This window comes from Stieleria neptunia (genome assembly GCF_007754155.1).
Classification (GTDB): domain Bacteria; phylum Planctomycetota; class Planctomycetia; order Pirellulales; family Pirellulaceae; genus Stieleria; species Stieleria neptunia.
In genome coordinates, this window is the sequence record NZ_CP037423.1 from 9,015,135 (window position 1) to 9,039,966 (window position 24,832).

The following is a 24,832-nucleotide window of genomic DNA, read 5'->3' on the forward strand; positions in this document are numbered from 1 at the left end:
CGTGGTGGGTTTCTTTCCACTTTTGGAGAAACCCATGGCACGATTGCCCGACCCACAGCTCGCCCGGCAATGGCGAGAGCGACTCGATCGATTTGAGCACTCTGAATTGACTGTCGCAAAATTCTGCGAAGTCGAAGGATACTCGGCGGCCTCCTTCTATCAGTGGCGGCGAAAGCTCCGCGACGAAAAGTCTCCCGGTGACCCGGCATTCATCCCCGTACAGTTCGATGCCAGCGAGCTTTCATGCGCAGCCCGGCGAGGCTTCGAAATCGACTTGCCCGGTGGGGCGACCGTCAAAGTGCCGCCGGATGCGACCACCGTCGAGAGACGCGAGCTGATCGCCGATATCGTCCAAGCGACTGCGGTCGAGGTAACGCTGTGATCGCAATCTCACCAACGACACGCATTTTCGTCTGCACCGACGCGACCGACATGCGAAAAGGATTCTGCGGTTTGTCGGGCCTCGTCAAAGCACACTTCCAGATCGACCTGTTCTCTGGTCACTTGTTTGTTTTCTTCAATCGCAGGCGTGACTACGTCAAGGTCTTGGCCTGGGACAAAGACGGTCTTTCTATCTGGTCGAAGCGACTCGAGCGTGGAACCTTTGAGAAGCTGACGCGAAGTTCCGACGGTGACTTGGAGATCGATTCGGCGGAACTAATCATGATGCTTCGCGGTGTGCAGATCGAAGGAACGCAGCGAAGGAAACGCTACTCGATTGACACAGCCAAAGTGGCGTAGCGGCAAGCGAAAAGAACTCCAAGAAATTGCAAACGCAAGGTGGTCATCTGCCTTGCGTTTTTTGTTGATCGCGCTAAAACAACCGTATGACTGAGCCGGAGAATCAAGACGACTTGCAGAGCCTCCGGCGGTTCAATGATGAGTTGGTCGAAACGGTTCAGTCACAACAGAAGACGATCGCACAACTTCGCGAAGAACTGAACCTGTACCGTCGCAAACTGTTTGGTCAATCCTCCGAGCGGCATGCCGAAGACGATTCGCAGTTGCATCTGTTCGATCTCGGCGAGTCGGTCAATGAAGGCGATGATGACGAGCAGGATCCGCCGAAGTCTCGCAAGAAGCGACGCCGTAAGAAGAAGTCCGAAAAACTACCGGCTCACTTGAGACGCAAGATCATCGAGGCGGACGTCTCGTCCAAAGAGCGAATGTGTTCTTGCTGTGGCGAAGAGATGCCCATCATTGGCACGGACATCAGCGAGCGGCTCGATCTGATTCCGGCGGAACTCTTCGTTTGGGAAATCCGTCGTCATAAGCGTGCCTGTGGCAAGTGCAGAGAGTCGATCGCGCAGGTTCCCGCCGGCAGCGAGCCCGGTGGACCGACCACGCCGGTTGCCGGCAGTGATTATGGCTTTGGCGTTTACACGCAAATCATCACCAACAAGTTTGCCGACCATTTGCCACTGTATCGAGGTGAAGATATCTTCGCCCGCGCAGGCGTGATGATCCCGAGAAACACGCAGTTTGGGATGCTTGTGAACATCGCGGCACTCGTCGCACCGCTGATCGCCTTGATGAAATCGCGAATCGTTTCGGGCCGCGTACTGGGCGTCGATGACACGTCGGTGCGGCTGCAAGATCCTGCCTTGCCCGGCAAGATGCGAACGGCTCGCTTCTGGCTGTATCGTGGCCGCGAAGACCATCCGTACAACGTGTTCGACTTTACCGAGAGTCGTGGGCGCGACGGTCCGGCGGGATTCTTGAAGGATTTTCACGGCCACGCGGTGGTCGACGCCTATGGAGTTCACGAGGGAGTCTACCTGGGGAAACACGATCAGATCTTTGCCGCGTGTTGTAACTGTCACGCTCGGAGGAAGTTCGTCGAAGCAAAGCCGAACGATCCGGTGGCCGCTGCGCGTGCGCTTGCGATGTACCGAGGACTTTATGACGTCGAGGATCGCGCAAAGCAGTGTAGTGCCGACGAGCGTCTTGAGCTTCGCCAGCTTGAATCGGCCCCGTTGATGAACCAACTCCATGACTGGTTGATCGAGAAGAGCAGCGATCCGCGAGTGTTGCCCAAGAGTTCGCTTGGCAAGGCCGTCAGGTACTCGCTGAATCAGTGGGACGAGTTAACGGTGTTTCTAGGCGATGGAGCGATTCCGTTTGACAACAACCAAACAGAGAACGAGCTTCGGAGCCTGACGATCGGTCGTCAGAACTGGTTGTTCGTCGGCTCCAATCGCGGTGGCGAAGTAGCCGCTGCGATGTACAGCTTGGTATCATCGGCGGCGCGGCATCATCTCGATGCTTGGGCTTACGTGGACGATTGCCTTCGCAAGCTTGCCGGTGGCTCGACGGACTACGAAGCGTTGCTTCCGGATGTTTGGCGAGGCCGCCATCCCGAGAGCATTCGAGTGTATCGTGATGCCGAGCAGGCGTCGCGACGATTGACAACTCAGCAACGCCGCGTGCGTCGGCGCGAAGCCAAGGTGGCGTGATGTCGGACTTGACCGAGCGAATCCAATTGACGCGTGAACATCGCGACTTGATCCTGAAGTACGGCTACGTGTCAGGCCGTTTGGAGGCGTCGCTTCGTCGTTGGCCGAAGGATCAACTGCTTCGCCGAGTTGGGATGACTCGGGTGGAACTGCACCTGCTGATCGGCGACCTGAGCCACTCGTGCGTCAAGGGCAAAGCGGGTTCCGATGTTGAAGCGGTCGCTGACCTGTGCGACCACCTGGAGTACGCCCAACGCACCGGGGATGGCGATCTCGACATTCTATGGTGACATCAGATCGGCTCCCTGCCATTTGAACCGCCCAAGTGGAAGATGCGTCGGCGTGCAAAGCTATCGCCAGCTTCGTGAATCGACTGGCCGTAGTTGATCAGCGATGGCAAAGCGGCAGCGTCTTGATCTCCCGTGGCACATGGCAGATCGAAGAACGCCTGGCCGACATGACTTGCGAGGTGTGATCAAGCGGCTCTTTTTCTTTCAGCAAAAGATCGAATCCGTTGACCGCACTTCGCGCGATTGCTTGGGAGTCGAGCGGAAACAGAACTCAGAGACATCCCAACGAGATCAAAACGCAGTATCCGCGGCAGCGCCGATGACCTGCGTGCTGGAGACGTTTGAAGCTGCCGCGGTAGCATCGGTTAGGCCACAAACACAAAGCGTGATTTTGGACTGCAGTGGCGATCAAGGTCTCCGGCGTTTTTGCGTTGGTCACGAATCCCGAAATGTTGATACGCCGACACCGCCACCGCGGTCAATTCGCCACAATGGCCCGATGGATCTTCGGATTGGTGAAAAGCAGTCGCCGGCCGCCCGAGCCACGAAGCGACACCTGGGCAGATAGAACGCTTACGCCCAGCATGACCGCAAACGACTCCGATCCGCTGTAGGCGTCGCGGACTTCAAGCCGCTTGACCGCTTCGGGTTCCGGTTTGCGGATCTCGTACCAATTCAAATAGCTCGGTGTTTCGTCTTGGACCGCTTCCTGGGGCGCGGAATAGAATTTGGGTCCGCGAAAATTCACCCACCGTCGCTCGGCATCCAGCGAGGTTTTGACTTCCAAACCGTGCAGAACAGGGTTGGACGCCGTGACCGCGACGACGTCATGCGGCGAAGTGGCGTCCCCGCGCGTCATCATCGCGACACAGACCAAGACGACGGCGGGGACAATGGTGCAGCGGAGTCGGGGTTTCATGGCAGGGCATTGGATTGCGGAGGAGGCGGATCGCTTTGACGAATGCTCTATTCTCCCACGTTGTCCAGTCCGTTGCCTAAATCAGATTCGGCACTGCAGGAGTTAGCGCCAGCGGCGCGAGCGGGACGTCGATTTAGTCGGGATCTGGTGAGCCGCTGGCCGTAAGGCCTCGGGCCACGTCGCAGTGCCCGGCCGCTTACGCGGCGCGCGGCTCACAAAACCAACAGCCCGCGAGCCCTCCGGTTGCGTTTCAAAAACACCGTGAAAAACCGGAGGGCTCGCGCCCTGCCGCTAGATCGAGAAGCGACTTATCCCCAATTGGCTCCCCTCTCCCCCAAACAAGCCTCTTTGATGATTCTGAATGATCAAGGGCGCCAACGGATTTTTGAATGCCAATACGTTGTGATGACGAGAGGCTTGTTTGGGGGAGAGGGGCTGGGGGTGAGGGGGAATCCAAGCCATCGTAACACGTACGAGCAGAGAAGCCCCAAAGGCGATACTTGATCGCCCAATCGGTGAGACCCGACAACAACCACCCCTCAAAATGAGAGGCGTTTTTAGCACGTCAATCGATGTGAAGCGTCTCCATGCTGAGCCCCTCACCCCCAACCCCTCTCCCCCAATTCCTGACTCGCTTAGGCTCGCCAGGAATCGGGGGAGAGGGGAGCCAGGGTGATTCAAACTCCCTTTTCGATTTAGCGGTACTGAGCTCGCGCCCTGCCGCTAACAAAAACACCCCGCTTGGCGTCAGAGTCGATGGCATTGATTTGAGCGGACGTCGCCGGAGGGCGTTACTCACGTGGCCGGAACGCTTCACTCCTTGGCCGCGGTGTCTTCGTAGATCGGCAGGTGCCGGTAGTAGACTTCCAGGTTCAACAGGTTCATGGTCGTCACGTAGACCCGGCCGGCGTGGGCACTCCAGCGGTCGGGGATCGGCAATTCAGGGTCCCAGGAACCGGATTCGGGGCCGACCTTGATCTGCGTTTCCAGCAACAGCGGGTTGAGATACCGGTTCCAGCGATCCCAGTAATCGCCGCCCATGTGAAACATGAACTGCGTGGCGTAGTACCAATAGTATCCGTCGCGCAAGGGACGGCGTCGCTCGCCGAGCTGGGGCGGATACTTCAGCAAATACTCGGCGGCCGACTGCATCGCCGGCTGCTCTCGGCTCCAACCATTGTACATCCGCATCAGCATGCCGACGGCGGTCATCGTCGGCGTCGGCAAGCGTCCGTGGCGTTGCTGGGGCGTGTCGGGGGCGAAGGGGTTGTATCGGTATCGATCCAAACGGTCCGACCCCTCTTCGCGTGCCAACGACAGCCACAGATCGATCCCGTCATAGGCATCCTGGGACACTTCCAGCCCCGACAGGTCACCACTTTTGAGCGCCATCATCATCCACCCGGTCACGCTGGTGTCGCTGCTGACTTGGGGCGTGTAGCGCCAGCCGCCGCGGCTGCGATGCTGGGTGGCCATGATGTAGTCCAAGGCCTCCTGGGCGCCCTGGCGGAGTTCACGATCCTGTGTCATCCCATACGCTTCACAGAGCGAAAGGGCGGCGATCCCGTGACTGTAAAACATCACGTTGCGGTCGCTCATTTCGTTTTCGCTGCGATACAGGTTTCCGCTGGTGCGTTGGTTGTCCAGCAAAAATTTCAGCCCCTTGCTGACGGTGCTGGCGTACTGGTGTTGCGTGTGGGTGTAGCCGGCACCTTGGAATGCCAACAAACACAAACCGGTCGCGGCGGTATCACTGCGCAACAAGACGCGATCGCCATGCCCCTGCAACGACCAGCTGCCGTCTTCGTTTTGGATACTGGCCAGATAGGCCAACCCGCGTTCGATCGCTTCTTCGGTCGCGGGACCGCCCATGCCGGGGGCGCTCGACGCCGCACCGCCACTGGTCCGCATCACGCGTCGGGAAAAGGATTCCACCGCGGCGATCTTGGTGCCCGCCGGCGTGGCCGGCCCGCCGACCTGGCGTCGGGGTCTGGATTCCCGGGGCAGTTCCATGGCCGTGATCTCCGGCTGCACGTCGCTGGGAAGCAAACCGGCCAGCGGTGCCGGGTCGTTGCTGATCCCGACGGGGCCGAGTTCGGCCAACAGATCCAGCGCCATGCCGGGCGCCCCGGCCGGTGCCAACTCGGTCGCCGCCGCGCCGCCGATTTCGGTTTCGCGCCGGACCGCCGAATCCGCGTCTCCCAGCCGATCGTCCAATTGATCCGACATCGCCGAACCGGCGATCCCCGCGGCGCTGGCCGGCACCGATTCGGCAGGGTTGATCGATCCCATCGGTGACGTCCCGCGAGTCACGTTCATGCGGCGTGCACGTCCGGGGGCTCGCGTGGCCGGCCCGGCATTGACGTTGGGCGCCCCGACGGCGGCCGACAGGGTGCTCCGCGCGACCGTCGCACCGCCGGTGGGACTGATTTCGGTGGTTTCGGCCATGAAGCTCGGCGCGGGACCGACGGTGATCTGGGCCCCCGTCGTCTCGCCACGGCGATCGGTGGGAATGTCGGTCGGGGCCAGCATCATCGATGCGTCATCGCTGGTCCGCGCGATCGACACGACGACCGGTGCCGGCGCGGCACCGGCGACCGCCGAGGGTTTGGCGATGGTTCGCGAGCGCCGGGCGCGTTCCAGTCCCGCGTCGCCGATCGTCGGCATCGATTCGAGCGCACTGGAGGATGCGGCCGAAGGCGTCGACTGGGTCGCCCGGATCGATTCACTCGGCTGCGGCGCGACGGCCGGCATGTCCAAGCGTGCCGGCGCCTGACGCGATGCCCTGGGTGACGCGTTGTCGGCCAGTTGTCGCTCGGCCGGAGCGGCCTGCACGGGGCTCGTCATCTGCTGGGATTCCGACGGCACGTCGATCGGCTCGGATCGAGGACTGGGCGCCGACTGGTTGTTCGGTCGCCGCGCCAATTTGCCCGGCGTGTCGGCCGGCATCGGCTCGGCCGCGCTGGCCTGTTTGCGTTCCATCAGATACTTCTGCATCGGCTGGTTTTCCGGTTGCCGAGGCTTGGGGACTTCCAACCGCGGCTGAGAACGCTCCACCGGCGGCAGTTGTCGCTGTTCTTTGGGGATCTCACGCGACTTGGTTTCCGCATCGACCGGCTTGGACCAATCGGGCGTTTCTTTCGATTCCTTGGGGGCCTGGAAGATGTGCTCGGGAACGGTTTTTCGAATCGGCGTCCGCTCGCGTTTCTCCCCCTTGGACGCCAGGGGTTGGTAGGCCGCGAACACGACGTAGTGGATCGCAAAGATCAACAGCAACAGGTGGACCGAGATGCTGAACAGCAGACCCAGCAGGATCGCTTTGCGCAAGAAACGCGACGTGATCGCGCGCAAGACCAACGACAAAATCACCGCGACGCAAACGATGGCGACCAGATACGTCGTCGCGTTGTAGAGCAATCGGGGATCGTCAAACCGGAACGGCGTGGCGATCAGAAACAGGACCAATCCGGCCAACGTGACCACCGACAAATCCAGCGGCCACATCCGCGCCGAATCGGCCGGTGTGCTGTCGACAAGTGGACGGTCATAGTCGGAATCAAAATGCAAATCAAATGCCCTGTGGCAAGGTTTTCGTTGGCAGGTTTCAGGTTTCAGGTTTCAGGTTTCAGGTTTCAGGTTTCAGATTTCAGATTTCAGATTTCAGATTTGAGATTTGAGATTTGACTACTGACTACTGACTACTGACGACTGACGACTGACGACTGACGACTGACGACTGACGACTGACGACTGACGACTGACGACTCCTACCCCCCCTCGGGTCCTTCTTGTGTCGTCACCGAATAATCGCTGATGCCGCTTCGGTTGCAGACATCCATCACGCTGACGACGGGTTGGAACGAGGTTCCTCGGTCGGCCCGGATCACGGCGGATTGGTTGGTCGGGTTGGACGCGACGCTCGCTTTGAGCAGTTTCTCCAGGTCGGCCAAGGACGTCGCTTGTCCGCGCAAATAGATTTCGCCGGCCTGGTCGATATCGATCACGATCTCACGGGGCTTGCCGATCATCGGGACCGCACTGGTCGCCGTCGGCAAGACGATATCCAAACGCCGTTCTTCCTCTTCGAATTCGCTGGTGACCAGAAAGAAAATCAGCAGCAGAAACACCACGTCGATCAGCGGGGTCAGACTGAGCGTGCCGGCGACGCTGGAGCGTTTGATTTGAACGGCCATCGGTCAACTCGCCTTGGCTTGGTTGCCGGACTCCGCCACTCCCGATGCCGATGCATGTGGGGGCGGGGGAGGGGAGGGCGGGGGAGGCGTGACCGCGGTGTCCGGTGAATCGACGTATTGGATCGGGAGCAGCGTGCCATCGGAATCCAGCCGCCGCCGGCCATCAAAGCGGGCCAATCCGGGTGCCAAATCAAACACCAATTGTTCGATGTTGTGGAACAGTTTGGCGATCCGGTTTTCCAGATACTGGGCAAAGATCGCCGCGGGGATCGCAACCGCCAATCCCGCCAGGGTCGTCACCAACGCGGTGTAAATCCCTTCGGACAGCTGTTCGCTGCGTGAGCGATCGGCCGACAGCGAGGTGGATTCGTGGAACGCGACGATCATGCCCCAGACCGTTCCCAGCAATCCCATCAGCGGGGTCGCGGCGGCGGCAAGCGTCAACCAGCGGACCGGCGACGCGTAGCGATCGGCTTCACGTCCGATCGTCTCGGTGGCGGTGCGTTCGATCTCTCCCAGCGGTTGACCGGTTCGCATCAACATCGCGCCGACGATGCTGGCGGTCGGCGACGGATGCTGCAAACAGGCTTGATAGGCCGACGGCGGATCGAACGATTCGACCGGATCGGCCAATCGACGCAGTTCGCGGACGAGACGGCGCGGCATGACTTTGCCGCGTCGAAGACTGAGCAGTCGTTCGACCGCCAGTGTCACCACCAACAGACTCATCAATCCGATCGGGATCATGAATCGTCCGCCGCGGAGGATCAGCGACAGCATGTCGATGCCCGTCGGTTCGGCGACCGGCGGAGGCTCTTCGGCGGCGATTTCCGCGTTCATGACCGCTTGGATGTCGGCGGCATTGATCGGCGGTTCGGCATCTGCCTGAGCCCACGCCTGGGGCGAGTCGGTCAACCCGCACAGCCAGCCCGCGCACAGGACCACTCCCAGACAGATCAACGCGATGCGTTTCTGCTTCGCGCGTTCCAGTCGATTCGGGTTTATCGGATAGGAAGTCACGACTACTGCAACGCCTCCAGACGCTCGGCGGATTTCTTCGCAAGTTCGTGTCCGGCATGCTTCTGGACGACGTACTGATAAAACTGTGTGGCGAACTGACGCGATCGTTTTTTCGCATCCGGGGTTCTGGCGGTCTGCATCAGCAACTCGCTGCAACGTCCCGCTTCGAATCCACTTTTGGCTTGCCAGTTCTTGATCTCCGCGGGCGCGTTCTCGCCGCCGAAACCGAACATCACACTTTGGAACTCGGGGATCGCTTTGTCGAAACGCTTTTCACCAAAATGGATCTCGCCCATCATGAAACGGGCCCGCGCACCGACCTCGCGGCGGCGATACTGTTCGGCGACCTGCCCAAAGTATTTGAGCGCCTTGTCGAACTCGTTTTTTTGCTGGTAGGCGAATCCGGTTTCATAAAACACTTGCGGCAAATAGGCGGTGCCAGGAAAACGCTGCTTCAGTTCGTCGTACCAGCCGATCGCTTCCTCCCAACGCTTCAGTTGCGCCGCGGATTGGCCCCCGTGCAACAGAATCAACTCGCGGACCTGTCGCTCGGCCGCATCGCGTAACGAATCGGCGTTCTCGTTCGCGTCGCGAATTTGTTGCCGCCCCTTGGCGTAAGACTCCAACGCCTCGGCGAACGCTTCGGCTTTAAAGTAACTTTCACCGACCATCATTCGGGCGTCGATCGCCAACCTTCCGGAGGCATGCTTCTCGACCTGTTCGGTGAACGCCTGCCGGGCTTCGTCCAGCTTGGATTGTTTGAACAGCGACCAACCGAGACGATACAGCGATTTTTCGCTCATCGCTTCATCGCTCGTCTTCTCCGCGGCCAATTGAAAATACGTTGCCGCGGTTGCCCAATCGCTGGCCGAATAACGTTGCTGTCCGACAAAGTAAGCCGCCTCGGCCGCCAATGGCGTGTCGGGGTACTCGCTCAACAGGCGACGGAATTGCTCGACGGCTTGCTCGTCCTGGCCGGACTCACGCAACGACCAGCCGAGTTCATAGAGCACTTTATCCATCGCAGGATAGGCGGGGACTTCGTCGACCAGACGCTGCAACTTTTTTGCCGCGTCGGCTGGGCGGCCCTGCTTTTGGTCGACCAGTGCCAACTCGTAGAGTGCGTGGCCCAAATTGACTCCGGTCGGACCGAGTTCCAAGTAGTTTTGCAGATCCGATTGGGCGGATGAAAAATCGCCCAGGGTTCGATGCGAGATGCCCCGCGCGATCAACGCATCGTCGCTGAGCGCATGATCGGGCGACTGATTCAGAATCCTGTCGAGTGACTCGATGGCTTCGGCGTGCTTCCCTTGCTGCATCTGCGACCAACCACGACCGTACAGTGCGTAGGGGATTAATCCCGCGTCACGATCGGCGTCGATGATCTGGCTGTACAACTTCACCGCCCGGTCATCGTCGCCGGTCTTGCTGGCCAGTTGGGCCAGCTTGTAACGCGCCTGATCGGCCATCGCGGATGACTCGTCCCGGCCGATCAATGTTTCCCAAGTGGCTTTGGCTTGGTCGCCTTGATCCGATGACAGCAGCGCGGTCCCTTGCAACAGCATGGCCTCGCCGGCACGCGCCCAATCCGCCGCCACCTCGGTCACGCGGCCGAACGATTTCGCCGCATCGGCCGACCGACCGGACATCAAATGCGCTTGGCCGACCAGGAACTGCGCTTCAGCCTTTTGCGATGCTTGCGGAAGACGCTCATACTCTTTCTTCAGCAGCGCGATGCTCTCGTCAAACGCCTTCATCGCGTTCATCGCGACGGCGGTCCGCAACACCCAGACGGGGCGTTGGGCGTGGTCGGCCGAGGCGGCGCGCAGCAGTTGCCGATAGCTGTCGAGTGCCGCTTCGGTCTGTCCCAGAAAAAGCTGGCTTTCGGCGACAATAAAACGAACATCACTGGCGAGCTGATCGGAAGCGAACTGTTGTAAAAACTCACCGGCCAGTTTGCCGGCCCGTTCATACTGGTTGATTTGCAATGCTGAGAACGCGGCGTTGTACAGGGCGCGCGGTGCCAAGGCATCGGCGGGCGCGTCACGGTAAGCCGCTTCGGCCACGTCGATCGACTCTTGGACCGTTGCCGGGTTCATCGACAACGCTTCGGCCAAATCGACCCGCAAGTCCATTGCAAAGTCACCCTCCAGGCCGGCGTCGATCTGTCGCTTGGCGATTGCGACGGCGGCGGCCGGATCACCCTTGGTCAGTTTGATCCGCGCCAGCCAATGCGCCGCCTCGGTCGCCGCGACCGGGTTGTTTTGTGACAGCACCTTTTCGAACCGCGTCGCCGCTTGATCGATGTCACCGCCGCGGTACAGACTTTGCCCGGACGCCAGCGTTGCGTTGGCGGCGTAGGGTGAATCGGGAAACTCGCGCTGCAATCGGTCGTAGCCGACGGCGGCTTCCTTCGGCTTGCCGCTTTGCACCAACGCGTACGCTTGACGAAAAATCGCGTAGCTCGTGTCGGCATCCTCCTTCGACGCATCAATCGCGTTGTCGAACGCTGTGACCGCGGCGTCGAAGTCGCGCTGCATGATTCTTAGATCGCCCAGCCGCAGATGCACATCGACGGCCAGGGGACTGTCGGCACAACCGGACAACAATTGCTGAAACGACGCCACCGCCTTGTCGGCTTGCTCCAGCTCTTCATGGGCGATCCCCAGGGCGTACAACGCGTCACAGCGCAGCGGCGAATCCTTGGCCGCCGGCAACGACAAAAACTTGTTGTAGAAATCGATCGCACGGGGCCGATCGCCCAATCCGTATGCCGCTTCGCCACTGTAAAAGTACGCGCGGTCGATGTAGGCGCTTTGGGAGTTCTCTTTGCGAAGCGTCTCGAAGGTGGCGATCGTCTGTTTCAATCGCGCCGCGTCGCGTTGGGGTCCATCACCGGCCGACGCGTAAAAGCACCAACCGCGATTCGCCAAACTCTCCTCTCGCAGCTCATACGTTTTGTCTTGCAACGCCACGCCAAAGGCCTCCGCCGCGGCAATGTAATCCGGGTTTTCTTTCTGCATGTAACAGACGCCCAGATAATGTGCCGCCTTGGATGCCAGATCATCATCGGGATAGGTCTCCAGAAACTTCTTCCAGTTCTGGATCGCCAATTCGATCGCACCGCCGGTTTGAAAATTGGCCGCATCGGCGTAGAGCGCGATCGACTGCTCGGTCGACTCTGCCGCGGCCGCACGCGCGCCCGGCGAGAGCCCCGTCGCGGGGACGATCCACGCCAGGGTGACCATCAAGCGAACAGCAATCGCACCGACAAAAGACTGCAGGAAAGAATCAGAACGCACGGCGACGTGGGGGCCAGAGGAGTCCGAAAGACAGCGACGACATCGTCCACAGTTTAACGGTGTGTCGATTCAGTCGATAGTTCGCCATCGGGATTGCCCAGTCCGAAAAGTCGGTCCTAAGGTGCCGTGATTCGGCACACGCGTGCCAAATCGTCTCATTTCCCGCCGTTTTTCCGTCTGGACACTTCCGCAGCGAACCGTTCGCGTCCCTGGTGACGTATCAGTAAGCTTCGCAGTGGTCGTGAAGGACACCTATACAATTTCACAGTGATTTTGACGTGACGCAACTCAGCTCCCCTGGCAGCACCCACCTGATCACCGGCGGTGCCGGATTCATCGGCTCGCACCTCGCACAGCGACTCCTCGCGCGGGGGGACAAGGTCTTGATCGTGGACGACCTGTCGACCGGGCAACACAAAAACCTGGCGCCGATCATCGATCACGAAAACTTGGAATACATCGAGGGGACGGTCGAAGACGATCGGTTGGTGGCGGAAGTCGTCGGCCGCGCCGACAGCGTCTACCACCTGGCCGCCGCCGTGGGCGTCGCCCTGATCGCCAAGCAGCCGATCCAAACGATCGAACGCAACGTCTACCCCACCCAGTTGATCCTGGATCGACTCGGTGAACGAGCCCGGCGGGGTGCGCGGATCCCATGCTTCATCGCCAGCACCAGCGAAGTCTATGGCAAGAACCCCAAACCGGTCTGGTCCGAAGAAGACGACTTGGTGTTCGGCGCGACGACGAAGCCGCGGTGGAGCTACGGTGTGTCCAAAGCCATCGATGAGTTCTTGGCGCTGGCGTTCTACAAAGAGCAACAGTTGCCCGTCGTCGTGGGACGGTTCTTCAACGTCGTCGGTCCACGCCAGACCGGCGCCTACGGCATGGTGCTGCCCCGATTTGTCGAAGCGGCGTTGAAAGGCGAAAAGCTGGTGGTCCATGACGACGGTGCCCAAATCCGATGCTTCGCTCACGTCGACGATGTCGTCGGTGCGGTCGTCAAATTGGTCGACACGCCGCAGGCCCACGGGCGGGTGTACAACATCGGCAGCGACACCCCGGTGTCAATCTTGGAACTGGCCAAACGCGTGATCGAACGAGTCAACCCGAAGGCGGAGATCGATTTCCGGTCCTACTCCGACGCCTATGACGAAAGCTTCGAAGACATTCGACGCCGAGTCCCCGATCTGACCCGGATCGCGGCAACCATCGGCTATGCCCCGACCCAAGACCTGGACGCGATCATCGACTCGGTCGCCGACTCGATGCGCTGAGCACGATGAAGCTTCATTGCTGATTTGACCCAACAAAGCCTGGGGCCAGGGATCGATCATAGCGGACCGACGGTGCCCCGAAAAATCTTTCCGAAAGCACTTGTCACCTCTCCACAATGGGTCACGAAAAAGAGACCTGGGTGAATCAGTCTCGCTGCGAGTCGTTCCCCGCTGACTGATGTTTGTCAGCACGCCGTCGAGCCGGTCACCTCACCTGTTTGTGGAGATTCAAGATGCGTAAGTTTGCTGCAGTTGCGTTGGCAGTCGTGTTGGCCGGTTCGTTCAGTGCTCAAGCGTTCGCCGGATGCGGAACCTGCGACAAGACGGTCGTGGAGAACGCTGTGGCGGCCAAGTCGTTCAATACCTTGGTGGCCGCCGTCAAGGCTGCCGGCTTGGTGGAAACGCTTTCCGGTGAAGGCCCCTTCACGGTGTTCGCCCCGACCGATGAAGCGTTCGCCAAGCTTCCCGAAGGCACGGTGGAAAGCTTGCTGAAGCCGGAAAACAAGGACAAGCTGGTCAGCATCCTGACCTACCACGTGGTGCCCGCAAAGGTCATGGCCAAGAAGGTCGTCGGACTCAATGAGGCCAAGACCGTGCAAGGTTCGACCGTCAAGATCGAAGTCAAAGACGGAAGCGTGATCCTCAACGGCAAGGCCAAGGTCGTCAAGACCGACATCAATTCGTCTAACGGAGTGATCCATGTCATCGACACCGTGATTCTGCCCAAGAGCTGAATCCGTTCGGCTGAATAGCCAACCGTTCGAAAGCAAACTCCGTCGGCATTGATCTGCCGTCGGAGTTTTCGTTCGTTCGAGTCCCCCCCAGCGGGACGCGTCAGCGACCGGCACGTCCCCAATGCCACGTACATCGGCTCTGACTGGTGTTAGCGAAACGGCGCGAGCCGTCCGGTCGCGCTTCAATAACACCGTGAAAGACCGGAGGGCTCGCGCCCTGCCGCTAACAAAAAACAACCCGCCTGGCGTCAAAGTAAGTGGCACTGGCCGCGTGCCCCCTAAGATCCCCCACGAGCCACTGGACCACGCCACGTGCTGGCAAGCTGCCGCGAGAGCCCTTGCCGAATCGGGGGCTGATTGCCTATTCTGTGGGGCTTCGCGGTTCTGTACGCCAGCCAGGCCCGCTTGCACCCCAAAAACAACGAGAGAAATGCCATGAAAGAAGGCATCCACCCCAAGTACCAAGCCACCACGATCAGCTGCGGTTGCGGCAATTCCTTTGAAACCCGCACCGTCCGCGGCGGCGAGTTGAAGGTCGATATTTGCAACGCCTGCCACCCGTTTTACACCGGCAAGCTGAAATTCGTGGACACCGCCGGCCGGATCGATAAATTCCAGAAGAAATTCGCCGCCGGCTCGTACGGCAGTTTGCAGAAAAAAGGCAAAAAGAAATAGCCGGTTCATTTCCGCCGCCAGACCGCTCCGCCCCCCTCGGGTGACGGGAGTGTGCTGACGACAGGCTACGCCAACCGCATGCTCCTCGCCCCTGGCAGGACCATGCGGTTTTTTTCTTCCCTATTTTCTTCAAATCCTGCCCCCCCGAAGTCCCAAACGGACTGTTTGCGACCATGAGCACCATCCGCGACCTGCTGGAAGAAAAACTCAACCGGTTCGAGCAACTTGAACGCGACATGTCCGACCCCGAGGTCCTCGGTGACGGGGCCCGGATGGGTGCCACGGCCCGAGAACACGGCGGCCTGGCACGCCTGGCCGGCAAATACCGCGAATTCAAGCGGATGAGCAACGAGATCGCCGACTGCAAGGAAATGGCCGAGGCGGCCGAAGACAGCGAAGAACGCGAAATGGCCGAAACCGAAATGGCCGACCTGCGGCATCAACGCGAATCGCTCTGGGAAGACCTGTTGTCGATGACCATCGGCGGCGAAGACAGCCACCGGACCCGCTGCGTGATGGAAATCCGCGCCGGCACCGGGGGCGAAGAAGCCGCACTGTTCGCCCGCGATCTGTTCGAAATGTATCGCCGTTATGCCGAAGTAAAAAAATGGAAAGTCGAATTGATGGACAGCAGCCCCTCGGACATGGGCGGGTTCAAAGACATCACGTTGACGCTCGAAGGTGACAGCGTGTACCGCGACCTGGCCTACGAATCGGGCGGGCACCGCGTCCAACGCGTCCCCGAAACCGAAACCCAAGGCCGCGTCCACACCAGTGCCGCCACCGTCGCCGTCATGCCGGAACCGGAAGACGTCGAAATCGACTTGAAAGCCGACGACTATCGCGTCGACAAATTCGGCGCGTCCGGCCCCGGCGGCCAGCACGTCAACAAAACCGAATCCGCGATCCGGTTGACCCACCACGAAACCGGCATCGTCGTGCAGTGCCAAGACGAAAAGAGCCAACACAAGAACCTGGCCAAAGCCCTCCGGGTGCTCAAGGCGCGGATCTATGAAAAGAAACGTGAAGAGGAAGCGGCCAAGCAAGCCGAACAGCGAAAGGGATTGATCGGATCGGGCGACCGCAGCCAACGCATCCGGACCTACAATTTCCCCCAAAACCGGCTGACCGATCACCGGATCAATCTGACGCTCTACAAATTGGATCAAATCCTGGCCGGTGATTTGTCGCCGGTCACCGAGGCGCTGATTGAATACGACCGAGATCAACTCCGTGGAGACATGGTCGATTAATGTCTGAATCCCAAACGTCCGAACAACCCTGGACCGTGTTGCGATTGCTGCAATGGACGACCGAGTTCTTTCAAAAACGTGGCAGCGGATCGGCGCGACTCGATGCGGAAATCCTGCTCGCCCACGCGAGACAGTGCAGCCGCATCGAACTGTACACCGCGTTCGAAGAAGAACCCGATGAAGCCCAACGCACCGCGTTCCGCGAACTGGTGCGGCGGCGTGGCGAAGGCACCCCCGTCGCCCAATTGGTCGGTTACAAAGAATTCTATTCGTTGCGATTCCGCGTCAACGAACACACGCTGATCCCACGCCCCGAAACCGAGCACCTGGTGATCGAAGCACTCGACTGTGCCAAAGCGATGTCGATCAGCGATCGACCGCTACGCATCGCCGATGTGGGAACCGGTTCGGGCGCGATCGCCGTCGCCCTGGCACTGCACCTGCCCGGCGCCCAAGTCACCGCAACCGACATCAGCGCCCCGGCCCTCGAAGTCGCCAGGTGGAATGCCGATCAACACGAGGTTGCCGATCGCGTCGACTTTAACTGCTGCGATCTGCTGGCCGATGTCGAGCAGCCGGAAACGTTCGATCTGATTTGCAGCAACCCGCCTTATGTCAGCGAAAGCGAATACGCCCAACTGGATCGTTCGGTGCGTGAACACGAACCGAAATCGGCCCTGGTCGCGGGGGAGGACGGGACGGAGACCATCAAGCGGCTGATGGCCGAAGCGTACCCGCGACTCGAGCCCGGCGGGCGGCTGATCATCGAACTGAGCCCGATGATCGCCGACGCCTGCGAAGATCTGGCCGAACAGATCAGCGAACTCGGCGATTTGCGTTTCATCAAAGACCTCGCCGGCCACCGCAGAATCCTCTCCCTCGGCCGACTTTCTGATTAGCGACAGCCCGCGAGCCCACTGCCGCTAAATCGAGAAGGGAACATGAATCGCCCTGGCTCCCCTCTCCCCCAATTCCTGGCGAGCCTAAGCGAGCCAGGAATTGGGGGAGAGGGGCTGGGGGTGAGGGGGAACGATTCTGTGCGCCGTTGCTGGACTGCGGCAACGAGACGCTCTCGAACCCCGGTTGGATCTGGCGACACAGCAGAAATCACGGCGTAACACCCCTTCGGATACTCACGTCGAAACTTTGCTCCAGTGCAACCACGATTGCGCAGGACCACGCAACAGCGCCACCCCGCACCAAATCCGGCGGAACCGGGGCCCGCTTCCTCCCGGCGTGCCCGTTCCCATCGACGATCCATCGTTGGCGGCTATGATGTACCGCACGATGTGCCCTGTGAACGAATCCGGGGCCACTTCTGAATCTCCAAGCGGCCGAAAAAAACCGATTGAACACGACGCTCCAATCCAATTCTCTGTGGAACGACTCCGCTCTTGACGCCCACGATTTTTACGAGCGTTGCGATGCGGCGGGAGCGGTGCGCCCCCACTGGGCGACGGTCACCGATGAGATCGATCGGCTGGGCCTTCCGGCGCTCCGCGATCGCTCGGCGGCGATCGAACGGTTCTGCCGCGAGAACGGCGTCACCTTTCACGCCAGCGAAACCCCCGATGAAACCAATCGCCCCTGGAAACTGTCCGTCGTTCCCTTCGTGATCGGCGCCGCGGAATGGGAGACGTTGTCGACCGCACTGGCCGGACGGACACGACTGCTGGAAACCGTCTTGGCGGATTTGTTGGGTCCCCAGCGTTTGATCCGCGAAGGCATCGTGCCGGGCGAATTGCTGTGGGCCAATCCCTCCTTCAATCGCACCTACCACAATCTGGAAACGTCGCAGCAGCACCTGCACATCACCGCGACCGACCTGGCCCGTGACGCCGACGGTGTTTGGCATGTCACCGGCGATCGCACCCGCGCCCCCAGCGGCCTCGGCTATCTGCTGGAAAATCGAATCATCACCAGCCGTGTTCTGCCGACGTTGATTCGACGCAGCAACACGCTGCGTTTGGCTTCGTTTTTTGAATCACTGAAAGACCACCTGTATTCGCTGGCGACCACCCACCGCGACGATCCGCGGGTCGTGTTGCTGACGCCACCGAGCGGCAGCTACCGTGAATTCGAAGACAACTACTTGGCGCGCTATCTCGGTTTGACGTTGGTCCAGGGCAGCGACTTGGCCGTCCGCACCGGCGAACTGAATTTAAAAACACTCGGCGGGTTGCAGCCGATCCAGGTCTTGTGGCGACACGTTTCGGATCGACGCTGCGATCCGTTGGAACTCGACCCGGCGTCGGGGGAAGGTGTCACCGGTCTGCTCCGCTGTGTCCGCCGCCGCAGCGTCGCGGTGGTCAACACGATCGGCAGCGTGCTCGTCCAAACACCGGCACTGCTGCCGTACCTGGACAAGGCACACCAATTCTTCTTCGGCGGCGAGTTGACATTGACCGCGGCGCCGACGTACTGGTGCGGCGACCCGAATCACCGCAGCTATGTGATGGAGCATCTCGATTCGCTCAAGTTTCGAAATGCCTTCGCCGTCTCCGGTGGCTCGGCCATCGTGTTGTCCGAGTTGTCCCAGCCCGATCGCGAATCCTTCCTGCAACGTCTCAGCGCCAATCCGTCAAACTATGTGGCCCAGGAACGTTTGCAATTCAGCAAGACTCCGGTCTGGACGGGCAATCAGATCGAGCCGCAGAAAGCGACCTTGCGCTCGTTCCAACTGCTGACCGGCGATGGGGTCACCGTGCTGCCGGGCGCACTGGCCCGAGTCGGACATGACCAATGGGAATTGTCGCGTTCGCCCGTCAGCGGACAGATGACCCAGGATTGTTGGGTCACCAGCGACGTCCCGGTCGACGAACACAAGACGCTGCTTCCCGATTCCGAAACGGTGGTCAAACTGCGCCGCGGCGGCGATGAATTGCCCAGTCGCGTCGCCGAGCACCTGTACTGGCTCGGCCGTTACGCCGAACGCGCCGAAGCGATCTCGCGTGTGATGCGGACGACGTTGGCACGGATCGCCGGCGAAGAACACTGGGACACGCTGGCCGAAGTCCGACGTCTGGTTCGCACGCTGGCTTCGATGGGACAAATCGAACCCAGCTTTGCCGTCGAACCGTTCGTCGCCAATCTGCCGCACGTCGAGCAGAACTTGCCGCTCTCGGTGTTGGACCGCGAGCAGCCGCGCGGACTCGTCCGCACCCTCGAATCGGTGATGCACAACACGATCGCCGTCCGCGGACGGTTGTCGTCGGAAGCCTATCGCATCGTGCATCGCGCCACGGCGGAATTGACCCAATCCACCGGCTCGACCACCCCGTCGGGAGCCAACGCGATCGGCATCGGCGACGCGATCGAACGCGTCGACCGGTTGATCGTCGACCTGCTGGCGCTGGCGGGATTGACCAGCGAAAGCTTGGTCCGCACCCACGCCTGGCAATTCCTCGAACTGGGCCGCCGGCTGGAGCGCGCCGAACACCTCTGCGAACTGCTGATCGCGACCCTGTGCCCGCCGACCGACAACGGCAAACCGGTCTGCGAAGCGGTCTTGGAAGTCACCGACAGCATCGTGACCTACCGTTCGCGATACAAGAACCTGGTCCGCCTGGCACCGGTGATCGATCTGCTGGTGACCGACGAAACGAATCCGCGTTCGCTGCGTTTTCAACTCGATCACATCGCCACACTGTTTCAAAAATTACCCTCGACCGAAGGCCCCGTCGGAATCGACGCAATCCAACGCGTCGTGCTGGATTTGCAATACCGCATCACCACGGCCGATCCGATCGAATTGTCACAAACCAGCCAGGACGGCACCCTCGAACAACTCCAATCGGTCCTCGAACAAGTCGCCGCCGACCTGCCCCGACTCGCCGAAGGCATCAACGCCCGCTATCTGATCCATACCGAATCGCGACAATTCCTCACCGGGACGGGACGATGAGCGAGCCAGACGACGCACCGATTCGCTACCGCGTTCGGCATTTGACCGAATACCGATACAGCAACAATGTCGCGGTCTGCCAAAACCAGGTTCGCATGCAACCGGTGACCGGAGGCAACGTGACGTGCGAGCAGACGGAATTGTCGATCGCACCGGAACCGACCAGCCGAGACGAACACATCGACTATTTCGGCAACCGGGTGATCACGTTTTCGATCGAGGCGATTCACAAATCGTTGACCGTCGACGTCGAAAGCATCGTCGCCGTGTCGGCAAACATCACGACCGACAGCCAGCCGTCACCGCAGTGGGAAACGCTGCTGGCGACCAGCCCGAACGAGCGGCACCGCCCCAAGATCGACGAACATCGCTTCGGCTCGCCGCGGATCACACCGGCCGACCCCTATGCCAAGTACGCGGCAAGTTCGTTCTCGCCGCAGCGGAGCATCATTGACGCGGCACTCGATTTGACACGCCGCATCAACGCCGATTTTAAATACGACACCACGGCGACCACCGTCGCAACGACGACCCAAGAAGCATTCTCCCTGCGCGCCGGGGTCTGCCAAGACTTCGCCCACGTGGAAATCGCTTGCCTGCGTTCGATGGGATTGGCCGCGCGGTACGTCAGCGGTTACCTGCGAACCCTGCCCCCGCCGGGGAAAGAACGATTGATCGGCGCCGATGAATCGCACGCCTGGGTCGAAGTCTACGCCGGCGACACGATCGGCTGGCTGGGACTGGACCCGACCAACGCCTGCCTGGTCGCAGCCGACCACATCCCCGTCTGCATCGGCCGTGACTACGACGACGTCAGCCCGATGCGGGGCGTCGTCCTGGGCGGCGGCACCAACACGCTGAAAGTCAGCGTCGACGTCGAACCGATCGCTGACGCCTAACGGCAACTCCTGCCAACCGATCTAGTCTCACTCCCCCTGGGGGTTCTTCGCGGATTTTAGTGGCTGCTCTCGGATACTCGGGGAAGGTTTTTTGAGGGATGACTGCGATGTCCGATGGTTCTGTTCGGTCTGATGGCGAAGCCAGCTGTAGCGGAGACGGGCTCTGCGGAGGAGCAACCCGCCAAGGAATCACCTGGTCTGCGATGCGGCGAAGGTGCTTCGTGCCCTCCACCGGCCCGCGTCAACGGAGGGGCGTTTGAACCGAGCGGTTGTCGTCCAACACCCATTCGGACATCGCAGCAATGCCTCAAAAAACCTGGGTCCTGAGTGATTAGCCATTAAAATCCACGAAGCCCCCCCCCCTGGGAGAGACGGCGTTTGCGAAGCAAGCAAACGCCAGAGAGAGTCCACGCCGCGAAAGCCTTGGCGCCTTCCGCAACGACCAACTCCGCCACCTAGCAACGCACGAAAAAAGTGGGATAGGCTTCCAGCCTGTCAACGCTGAACTGACGAACCTGGAAGCCTACCCGACTCGCTAGATCCAACGCCTATTTTCCGTTCGGTTCTTTTACAATCGACGTCCCCTTGGGACGCCAGAACGTTGCCGCCGCAACACCAACCACCCCGGGTTGAATGCTCCCCAGCGACTCACACCAACCCCAGCCGATCCGACGGACTGGTCACAGCCAAGCCCGGCCGGTTCATCACGTGGGTATAGATCATCGTCGTTTTGACATCCTTGTGCCCGAGCAATTCCTGCACCGTGCGAATGTCCGCCCCGTCGTCCAGCATGTGGGTTGCGAAACTATGGCGAAGCGTATGCGGAACGGCTTTCTTGAGGATATCCGTTCGCTTGCGTGCCCGCTTGAACTGTTCTGCAAAAGTCCCTTCGTGAAGGTGATGTCGTCGGTATCTGCCACTGCGAGGATCGCGACAGACCTTCGACGACGGGAACAAGTATTGCCAACCGAGATCGCGTTGCGCATAGGGATACTTTTTCGCTAATGCGTAAGGCAGATACACTTCACCGTATCCGTCAGCAAGATCCTGGTTGTGGGTCGCCTTGACTGTGGCAAACTGCTGTCGAAGCAATTCAATCGCGTTGTCCGGTAAAACAGTGACGCGGTCCTTCATCCCCTTGCCGTTTCGGACAACAATCTCGCGCGACTCAATACAGAAGTCCTTCAACCTCAGCGTTCTGCACTCCCGATGTCGCAGTCCGCCGCCGTACATCAACAGGAACATCAGACGGTAAACCCCAGAAATGTACTGAAAAAGCTCCGTCACTTCGGATTTGGTCAGTACGACCGGGCGATATTGACTAGCCTTAGCGCGGACCGAATTGATGAACTGAAGATCGCGACCGATGACCTTTTGACAGAAAAAGAGGATCGCGGAGAGAGCCTGGTTTTGCGAGGATGCGGCGAGCTCACTTTCGATCGCCAAATCTGTCAGGAAGTCACCGATTTCCGGTTCGCCAAAGTTTTCCAGCCGATCGTCATCCAGATGTCGAATGAACTTTTTTAGTTGACCGACATAGGCGTCTTCCGTGCTCTTGGGATGGTGAAGCCTGCGGAGCGTCGCACGCATTCGTCGAATGCATTCCGGATCGACCTCATCGATCACACCTTCATTCCCTTCCCCGGCGACCAGTGTCGCATCGTATTCTTTGTCATCGCCGACCGCACCTTGGTAACGACGAGAAATCTCAGTCAATTTGTCACGAATCGGGCGGAAATCAACGACCGCCGTCCTCAACACCGTACCCTGATAGGCTTCGATCGCCCGGGTCGCTTGCAGACGTCGCCAGGCCGGAATCTTTGACGCTAGCAAACTGCGAAGGAATTCGAGCACGAGATCTCGCTCCACTGCAATTGCATCCGCCGAAGTCGAACGTGCACGGACGCTTGGGAAACTCGCGTAGCTTCCCAGCCACTTGGGAAACCACTCACGATCCCTTTCCGGAAGATTCATTACCCCAAGACACTGTCGGAACCGATCGACTGACATTTTGATCCCCCTTGTCGGCGCAAGACCGGTATCCGAGTTCGGCAGTGGATCACGGACTCGCCCTAACTCATTTGTGGTAAAATAGGCAGTCTGCTGTCCTATCGTATGAGACCACCCGATGGTGCGAAGTGCGCCGCCACAAGGTTAGCGGCCAGAAGAAGGATTGACTACCCCGATCGAGTGCCGTACTATCGGGTGGCAGGAGATATTCCACGGTCCGACCGGGGACTTTGTGCTATTCACCCCGGTCGGACCAGCAATAATTAATGGTTGAACTGGCCTTCGGGTTGAGCTGCAAACATTGATTGCGAGGTGCCGATGGCCATCACGCTTCAACAGATTTTCGGACGCTATTTCGACTCCTTCGCCTCGCGTTTTCACGTCTCGCGGGAGATGCTTCGCGCCGCATGGTGCATCCAACACTGTCGCACTCGGACGCTCGGTGGGCACGTCAACAGTTGCCCCGAAGGTCACTACCACAGCATCGCCTACAACTCCTGTCGGCATCGGTGCTGCCCCCAGTGCGCCTGGGTGGCCCGAGAGCAGTGGCTGGCCAAATGTAAGCAACGCTTGCTGCCCTGCCCGCATCATCACATCGTCTTCACACTCCCGAGCGAACTGAATCGAATCTGGCGGTTCAACAAGGCTGCCTATGCAGAGACCCTCTTCAACGCCGCGAAGGAAACACTCCAGCAACTGCTCAAGGACCCCAAGTACCTCGGTGCGAAGCCTGGGATCCTGGCGGCGCTGCACACCTGGAACCAGACCCTGTTGCCGCACGTGCACTTGCATTGCATCGTCACCGCCGGCGGGCTGGCTGGTGATGGGACGTGGCGCCGTCCCCAAAAAGATTGTTTGCTGCCCCGCAAAGTGTTGATGCTCAAGTTCCGCGGCAAATTCAAGGCGATGCTTCAGCAGAAGGTTCAATCAGGCAAGATCCAATTGCCCGACTCGATGAGCGCGTCCGACTTTCAGAAGCTGTTGGCCAAGCTCAGCGACAAACCGTGGAACGTCAAAATATTTGACGCCTATCGTGATGGCTCCGGTGTGGCGACCTATTTGGCTCGGTACATCAAGGGCGGCCCGATCGGCAAGTCACGGTTACTGGACGTTCAAGATGACAAGGTCGTGTTTCGCTATCGGATTGGAACGCAGGACGGTGGGGACGGGAAACGTCAGGGGGTGACCGCGTTGCCGATCGATCAGTTTCTCGGCCGCTGGCTGGAGCACGTGCCGCCGCGGCGATTTCAGACGGTCCGCGGCTACGGTCTGTACAGCGGCAACCAATACTCCCAGCTCGATGAGGCCCGTGCCGCGCTCGGCGTGGAGCCGCCAGAGTCCGACTCGCTTGAACAGTTGACTTGGCAACAATGGTGCGAGTCGGCCGGGCTGCTTGATGCTTGCACGTGTCCGGTGTGTGGTAAACGGTTGGTCTCGCATCACGAATTTTCCGCCGGGCGGGATCCTCCCTCTGATGCGTATTCTTGGCGTGAGAAACAAGGGCAAGCCGCATGATGCCGCTGGAGAATTTCACAAGGGACAGCCATTGCCACCGACGGTACCGAAGGTGCGCGCCCGATGAGGTCCATTCGTTGGGGACAGCTGCGAGAATCCCCCACGACGGGTCGTTCGATCGGGTAAACTCCTAAACATCGGTCGAGCCGGTCCCACGACATCGGGGCCGAACGAAGGCCTCGTTCAACCAAAAAATGCACCCGAGTCGCGAAGTCGGGCGTTTTGACATTGGAGAATCTCTCGTCGCGACCGGGTGATTTTAAACGTTCACGCTCCCAGATCGTACTCGTACTCAGGCGTCAGCCGGTACTCGTACTCCTACTCGACCGGATGGCAAACAAACCGATGCCGGTCGCCCACGCTGCAGAACGTTGTGGCTGAACTCGGC

The 24,832-nt window shown here is 60.0% G+C and carries 18 protein-coding genes; 12 read left to right on the top strand and 6 right to left on the bottom strand.

Annotation, left to right across the window (positions count from 1 at the left end):
- The first annotated feature begins 34 nt into the window (after nt 1-34).
- The 4 genes from tnpA (at nt 35) to Enr13x_RS31480 (ending at nt 2,746) form a co-directional block, all read left to right on the top strand.
- The gene (gene tnpA, locus Enr13x_RS38420; RefSeq protein ID WP_197455455.1) at nt 35-382 is read left to right on the top strand and encodes an IS66 family insertion sequence element accessory protein TnpA; all 348 of its coding nucleotides are present in this window, start codon (nt 35-37) and stop codon (nt 380-382) included.
- Nucleotides 379-741 (top strand): IS66 family insertion sequence element accessory protein TnpB, encoded by a 363-nt coding sequence (gene tnpB / locus Enr13x_RS38425; protein WP_261344157.1) that lies wholly within the window; start codon nt 379-381, stop codon nt 739-741. Before tnpA ends, tnpB begins: the two co-directional genes overlap by 4 nt.
- A gap of 86 nt (nt 742-827) precedes the next feature.
- Entirely contained in the window at nt 828-2,456 is a 1,629-nt protein-coding gene (gene tnpC, locus Enr13x_RS31475) for an IS66 family transposase (RefSeq protein WP_145384478.1), read from the top strand.
- Complete coding sequence (locus Enr13x_RS31480) at nt 2,456-2,746, top strand: hypothetical protein (protein ID WP_145384479.1); 291 nt, start codon at nt 2,456-2,458, stop codon at nt 2,744-2,746. The genes tnpC and Enr13x_RS31480 overlap by 1 nt, the downstream gene beginning before the upstream one ends.
- Before the next feature lie 478 nt (nt 2,747-3,224).
- Here Enr13x_RS31480 and Enr13x_RS31485 read toward each other — a convergent pair whose 3' ends face one another.
- The 5 genes from Enr13x_RS31485 to Enr13x_RS31505 all read right to left on the bottom strand — a co-directional run bounded on the left by Enr13x_RS31485 (nt 3,225) and on the right by Enr13x_RS31505 (nt 12,180).
- Entirely contained in the window at nt 3,225-3,665 is a 441-nt protein-coding gene (locus tag Enr13x_RS31485; protein ID WP_145390887.1) for a hypothetical protein, read from the bottom strand.
- Between the two features lie 813 nt (nt 3,666-4,478).
- A complete protein-coding gene (locus tag Enr13x_RS31490; protein WP_145392797.1) occupies nt 4,479-7,169 on the bottom strand; it encodes a prenyltransferase/squalene oxidase repeat-containing protein in 2,691 nt (896 codons plus the stop codon).
- A 263-nt stretch (nt 7,170-7,432) separates the two neighbouring features.
- The gene (locus tag Enr13x_RS31495; RefSeq protein WP_145390888.1) at nt 7,433-7,858 is read right to left on the bottom strand and encodes an ExbD/TolR family protein; all 426 of its coding nucleotides are present in this window, start codon (nt 7,856-7,858) and stop codon (nt 7,433-7,435) included.
- A 3-nt stretch (nt 7,859-7,861) separates the two neighbouring features.
- Entirely contained in the window at nt 7,862-8,878 is a 1,017-nt protein-coding gene (locus tag Enr13x_RS31500; RefSeq protein ID WP_231743892.1) for a MotA/TolQ/ExbB proton channel family protein, read from the bottom strand.
- Between the two features lie 2 nt (nt 8,879-8,880).
- Nucleotides 8,881-12,180, bottom strand: a complete 3,300-nt coding sequence (locus Enr13x_RS31505; RefSeq protein ID WP_231743893.1) for a tetratricopeptide repeat protein — start codon at nt 12,178-12,180, stop codon at nt 8,881-8,883.
- 278 nt (nt 12,181-12,458) lie between these two features.
- Here Enr13x_RS31505 and Enr13x_RS31510 point away from each other — a divergent pair, with 278 nt between their 5' ends.
- The 7 genes from Enr13x_RS31510 (at nt 12,459) to Enr13x_RS31540 (ending at nt 20,919) form a co-directional block, all read left to right on the top strand.
- Nucleotides 12,459-13,454 carry an NAD-dependent epimerase/dehydratase family protein gene (locus Enr13x_RS31510; protein WP_145390889.1) on the top strand — a complete coding sequence of 332 codons (996 nt, stop codon included), beginning with the start codon at nt 12,459-12,461 and terminating at the stop codon, nt 13,452-13,454.
- 233 nt (nt 13,455-13,687) lie between these two features.
- Nucleotides 13,688-14,188, top strand: a complete 501-nt coding sequence (locus tag Enr13x_RS31515; RefSeq protein WP_145390890.1) for a fasciclin domain-containing protein — start codon at nt 13,688-13,690, stop codon at nt 14,186-14,188.
- A gap of 435 nt (nt 14,189-14,623) precedes the next feature.
- Nucleotides 14,624-14,863 (top strand): 50S ribosomal protein L31, encoded by a 240-nt coding sequence (gene rpmE, locus Enr13x_RS31520; RefSeq protein ID WP_095740899.1) that lies wholly within the window; start codon nt 14,624-14,626, stop codon nt 14,861-14,863.
- 173 nt (nt 14,864-15,036) lie between these two features.
- A complete protein-coding gene (prfA, locus tag Enr13x_RS31525) occupies nt 15,037-16,116 on the top strand; it encodes a peptide chain release factor 1 (protein ID WP_145390891.1) in 1,080 nt (359 codons plus the stop codon).
- Entirely contained in the window at nt 16,116-17,015 is a 900-nt protein-coding gene (gene prmC, locus Enr13x_RS31530; RefSeq protein ID WP_145390892.1) for a peptide chain release factor N(5)-glutamine methyltransferase, read from the top strand. Before prfA ends, prmC begins: the two co-directional genes overlap by 1 nt.
- 449 nt (nt 17,016-17,464) lie before the next feature.
- Nucleotides 17,465-20,020 (top strand): circularly permuted type 2 ATP-grasp protein, encoded by a 2,556-nt coding sequence (locus Enr13x_RS31535; RefSeq protein WP_231743894.1) that lies wholly within the window; start codon nt 17,465-17,467, stop codon nt 20,018-20,020.
- Nucleotides 20,017-20,919, top strand: coding sequence for a transglutaminase family protein (locus Enr13x_RS31540; RefSeq protein WP_145390893.1), 903 nt, complete (start codon nt 20,017-20,019; stop codon nt 20,917-20,919). The genes Enr13x_RS31535 and Enr13x_RS31540 overlap by 4 nt, the downstream gene beginning before the upstream one ends.
- A 648-nt stretch (nt 20,920-21,567) precedes the next feature.
- On the opposite strand, the gene Enr13x_RS31545 is transcribed toward Enr13x_RS31540, so the two are convergent.
- Nucleotides 21,568-22,773: an integron integrase gene (locus Enr13x_RS31545; protein WP_197455484.1), complete on the bottom strand. Its 1,206-nt coding sequence runs from the start codon at nt 22,771-22,773 to the stop codon at nt 21,568-21,570.
- 474 nt (nt 22,774-23,247) lie between these two features.
- Here Enr13x_RS31545 and Enr13x_RS31550 point away from each other — a divergent pair, with 474 nt between their 5' ends.
- Nucleotides 23,248-24,444, top strand: a complete 1,197-nt coding sequence (locus Enr13x_RS31550) for an IS91 family transposase (RefSeq protein ID WP_145385673.1) — start codon at nt 23,248-23,250, stop codon at nt 24,442-24,444.
- The last annotated feature ends 388 nt before the right edge of the window (nt 24,445-24,832 follow it).

Coding starts and splice junctions, on each gene's coding strand:
- prmC (WP_145390892.1), top strand. CDS start 16,116: ATGTCTGAATCCCAAACGTCCGAACAACCCTGGACCGTGTTGCGATTG.
- Enr13x_RS31550 (WP_145385673.1), top strand. CDS start 23,248: ATGGCCATCACGCTTCAACAGATTTTCGGACGCTATTTCGACTCCTTC.
- Enr13x_RS31495 (WP_145390888.1), bottom strand. CDS start 7,858: ATGGCCGTTCAAATCAAACGCTCCAGCGTCGCCGGCACGCTCAGTCTG.
- prfA (WP_145390891.1), top strand. CDS start 15,037: ATGAGCACCATCCGCGACCTGCTGGAAGAAAAACTCAACCGGTTCGAG.
- Enr13x_RS31540 (WP_145390893.1), top strand. CDS start 20,017: ATGAGCGAGCCAGACGACGCACCGATTCGCTACCGCGTTCGGCATTTG.
- Enr13x_RS31485 (WP_145390887.1), bottom strand. CDS start 3,665: ATGAAACCCCGACTCCGCTGCACCATTGTCCCCGCCGTCGTCTTGGTC.
- tnpC (WP_145384478.1), top strand. CDS start 828: ATGACTGAGCCGGAGAATCAAGACGACTTGCAGAGCCTCCGGCGGTTC.
- rpmE (WP_095740899.1), top strand. CDS start 14,624: ATGAAAGAAGGCATCCACCCCAAGTACCAAGCCACCACGATCAGCTGC.
- Enr13x_RS31515 (WP_145390890.1), top strand. CDS start 13,688: ATGCGTAAGTTTGCTGCAGTTGCGTTGGCAGTCGTGTTGGCCGGTTCG.
- Enr13x_RS31480 (WP_145384479.1), top strand. CDS start 2,456: ATGTCGGACTTGACCGAGCGAATCCAATTGACGCGTGAACATCGCGAC.
- Enr13x_RS31490 (WP_145392797.1), bottom strand. CDS start 7,169: ATGTGGCCGCTGGATTTGTCGGTGGTCACGTTGGCCGGATTGGTCCTG.
- tnpA (WP_197455455.1), top strand. CDS start 35: ATGGCACGATTGCCCGACCCACAGCTCGCCCGGCAATGGCGAGAGCGA.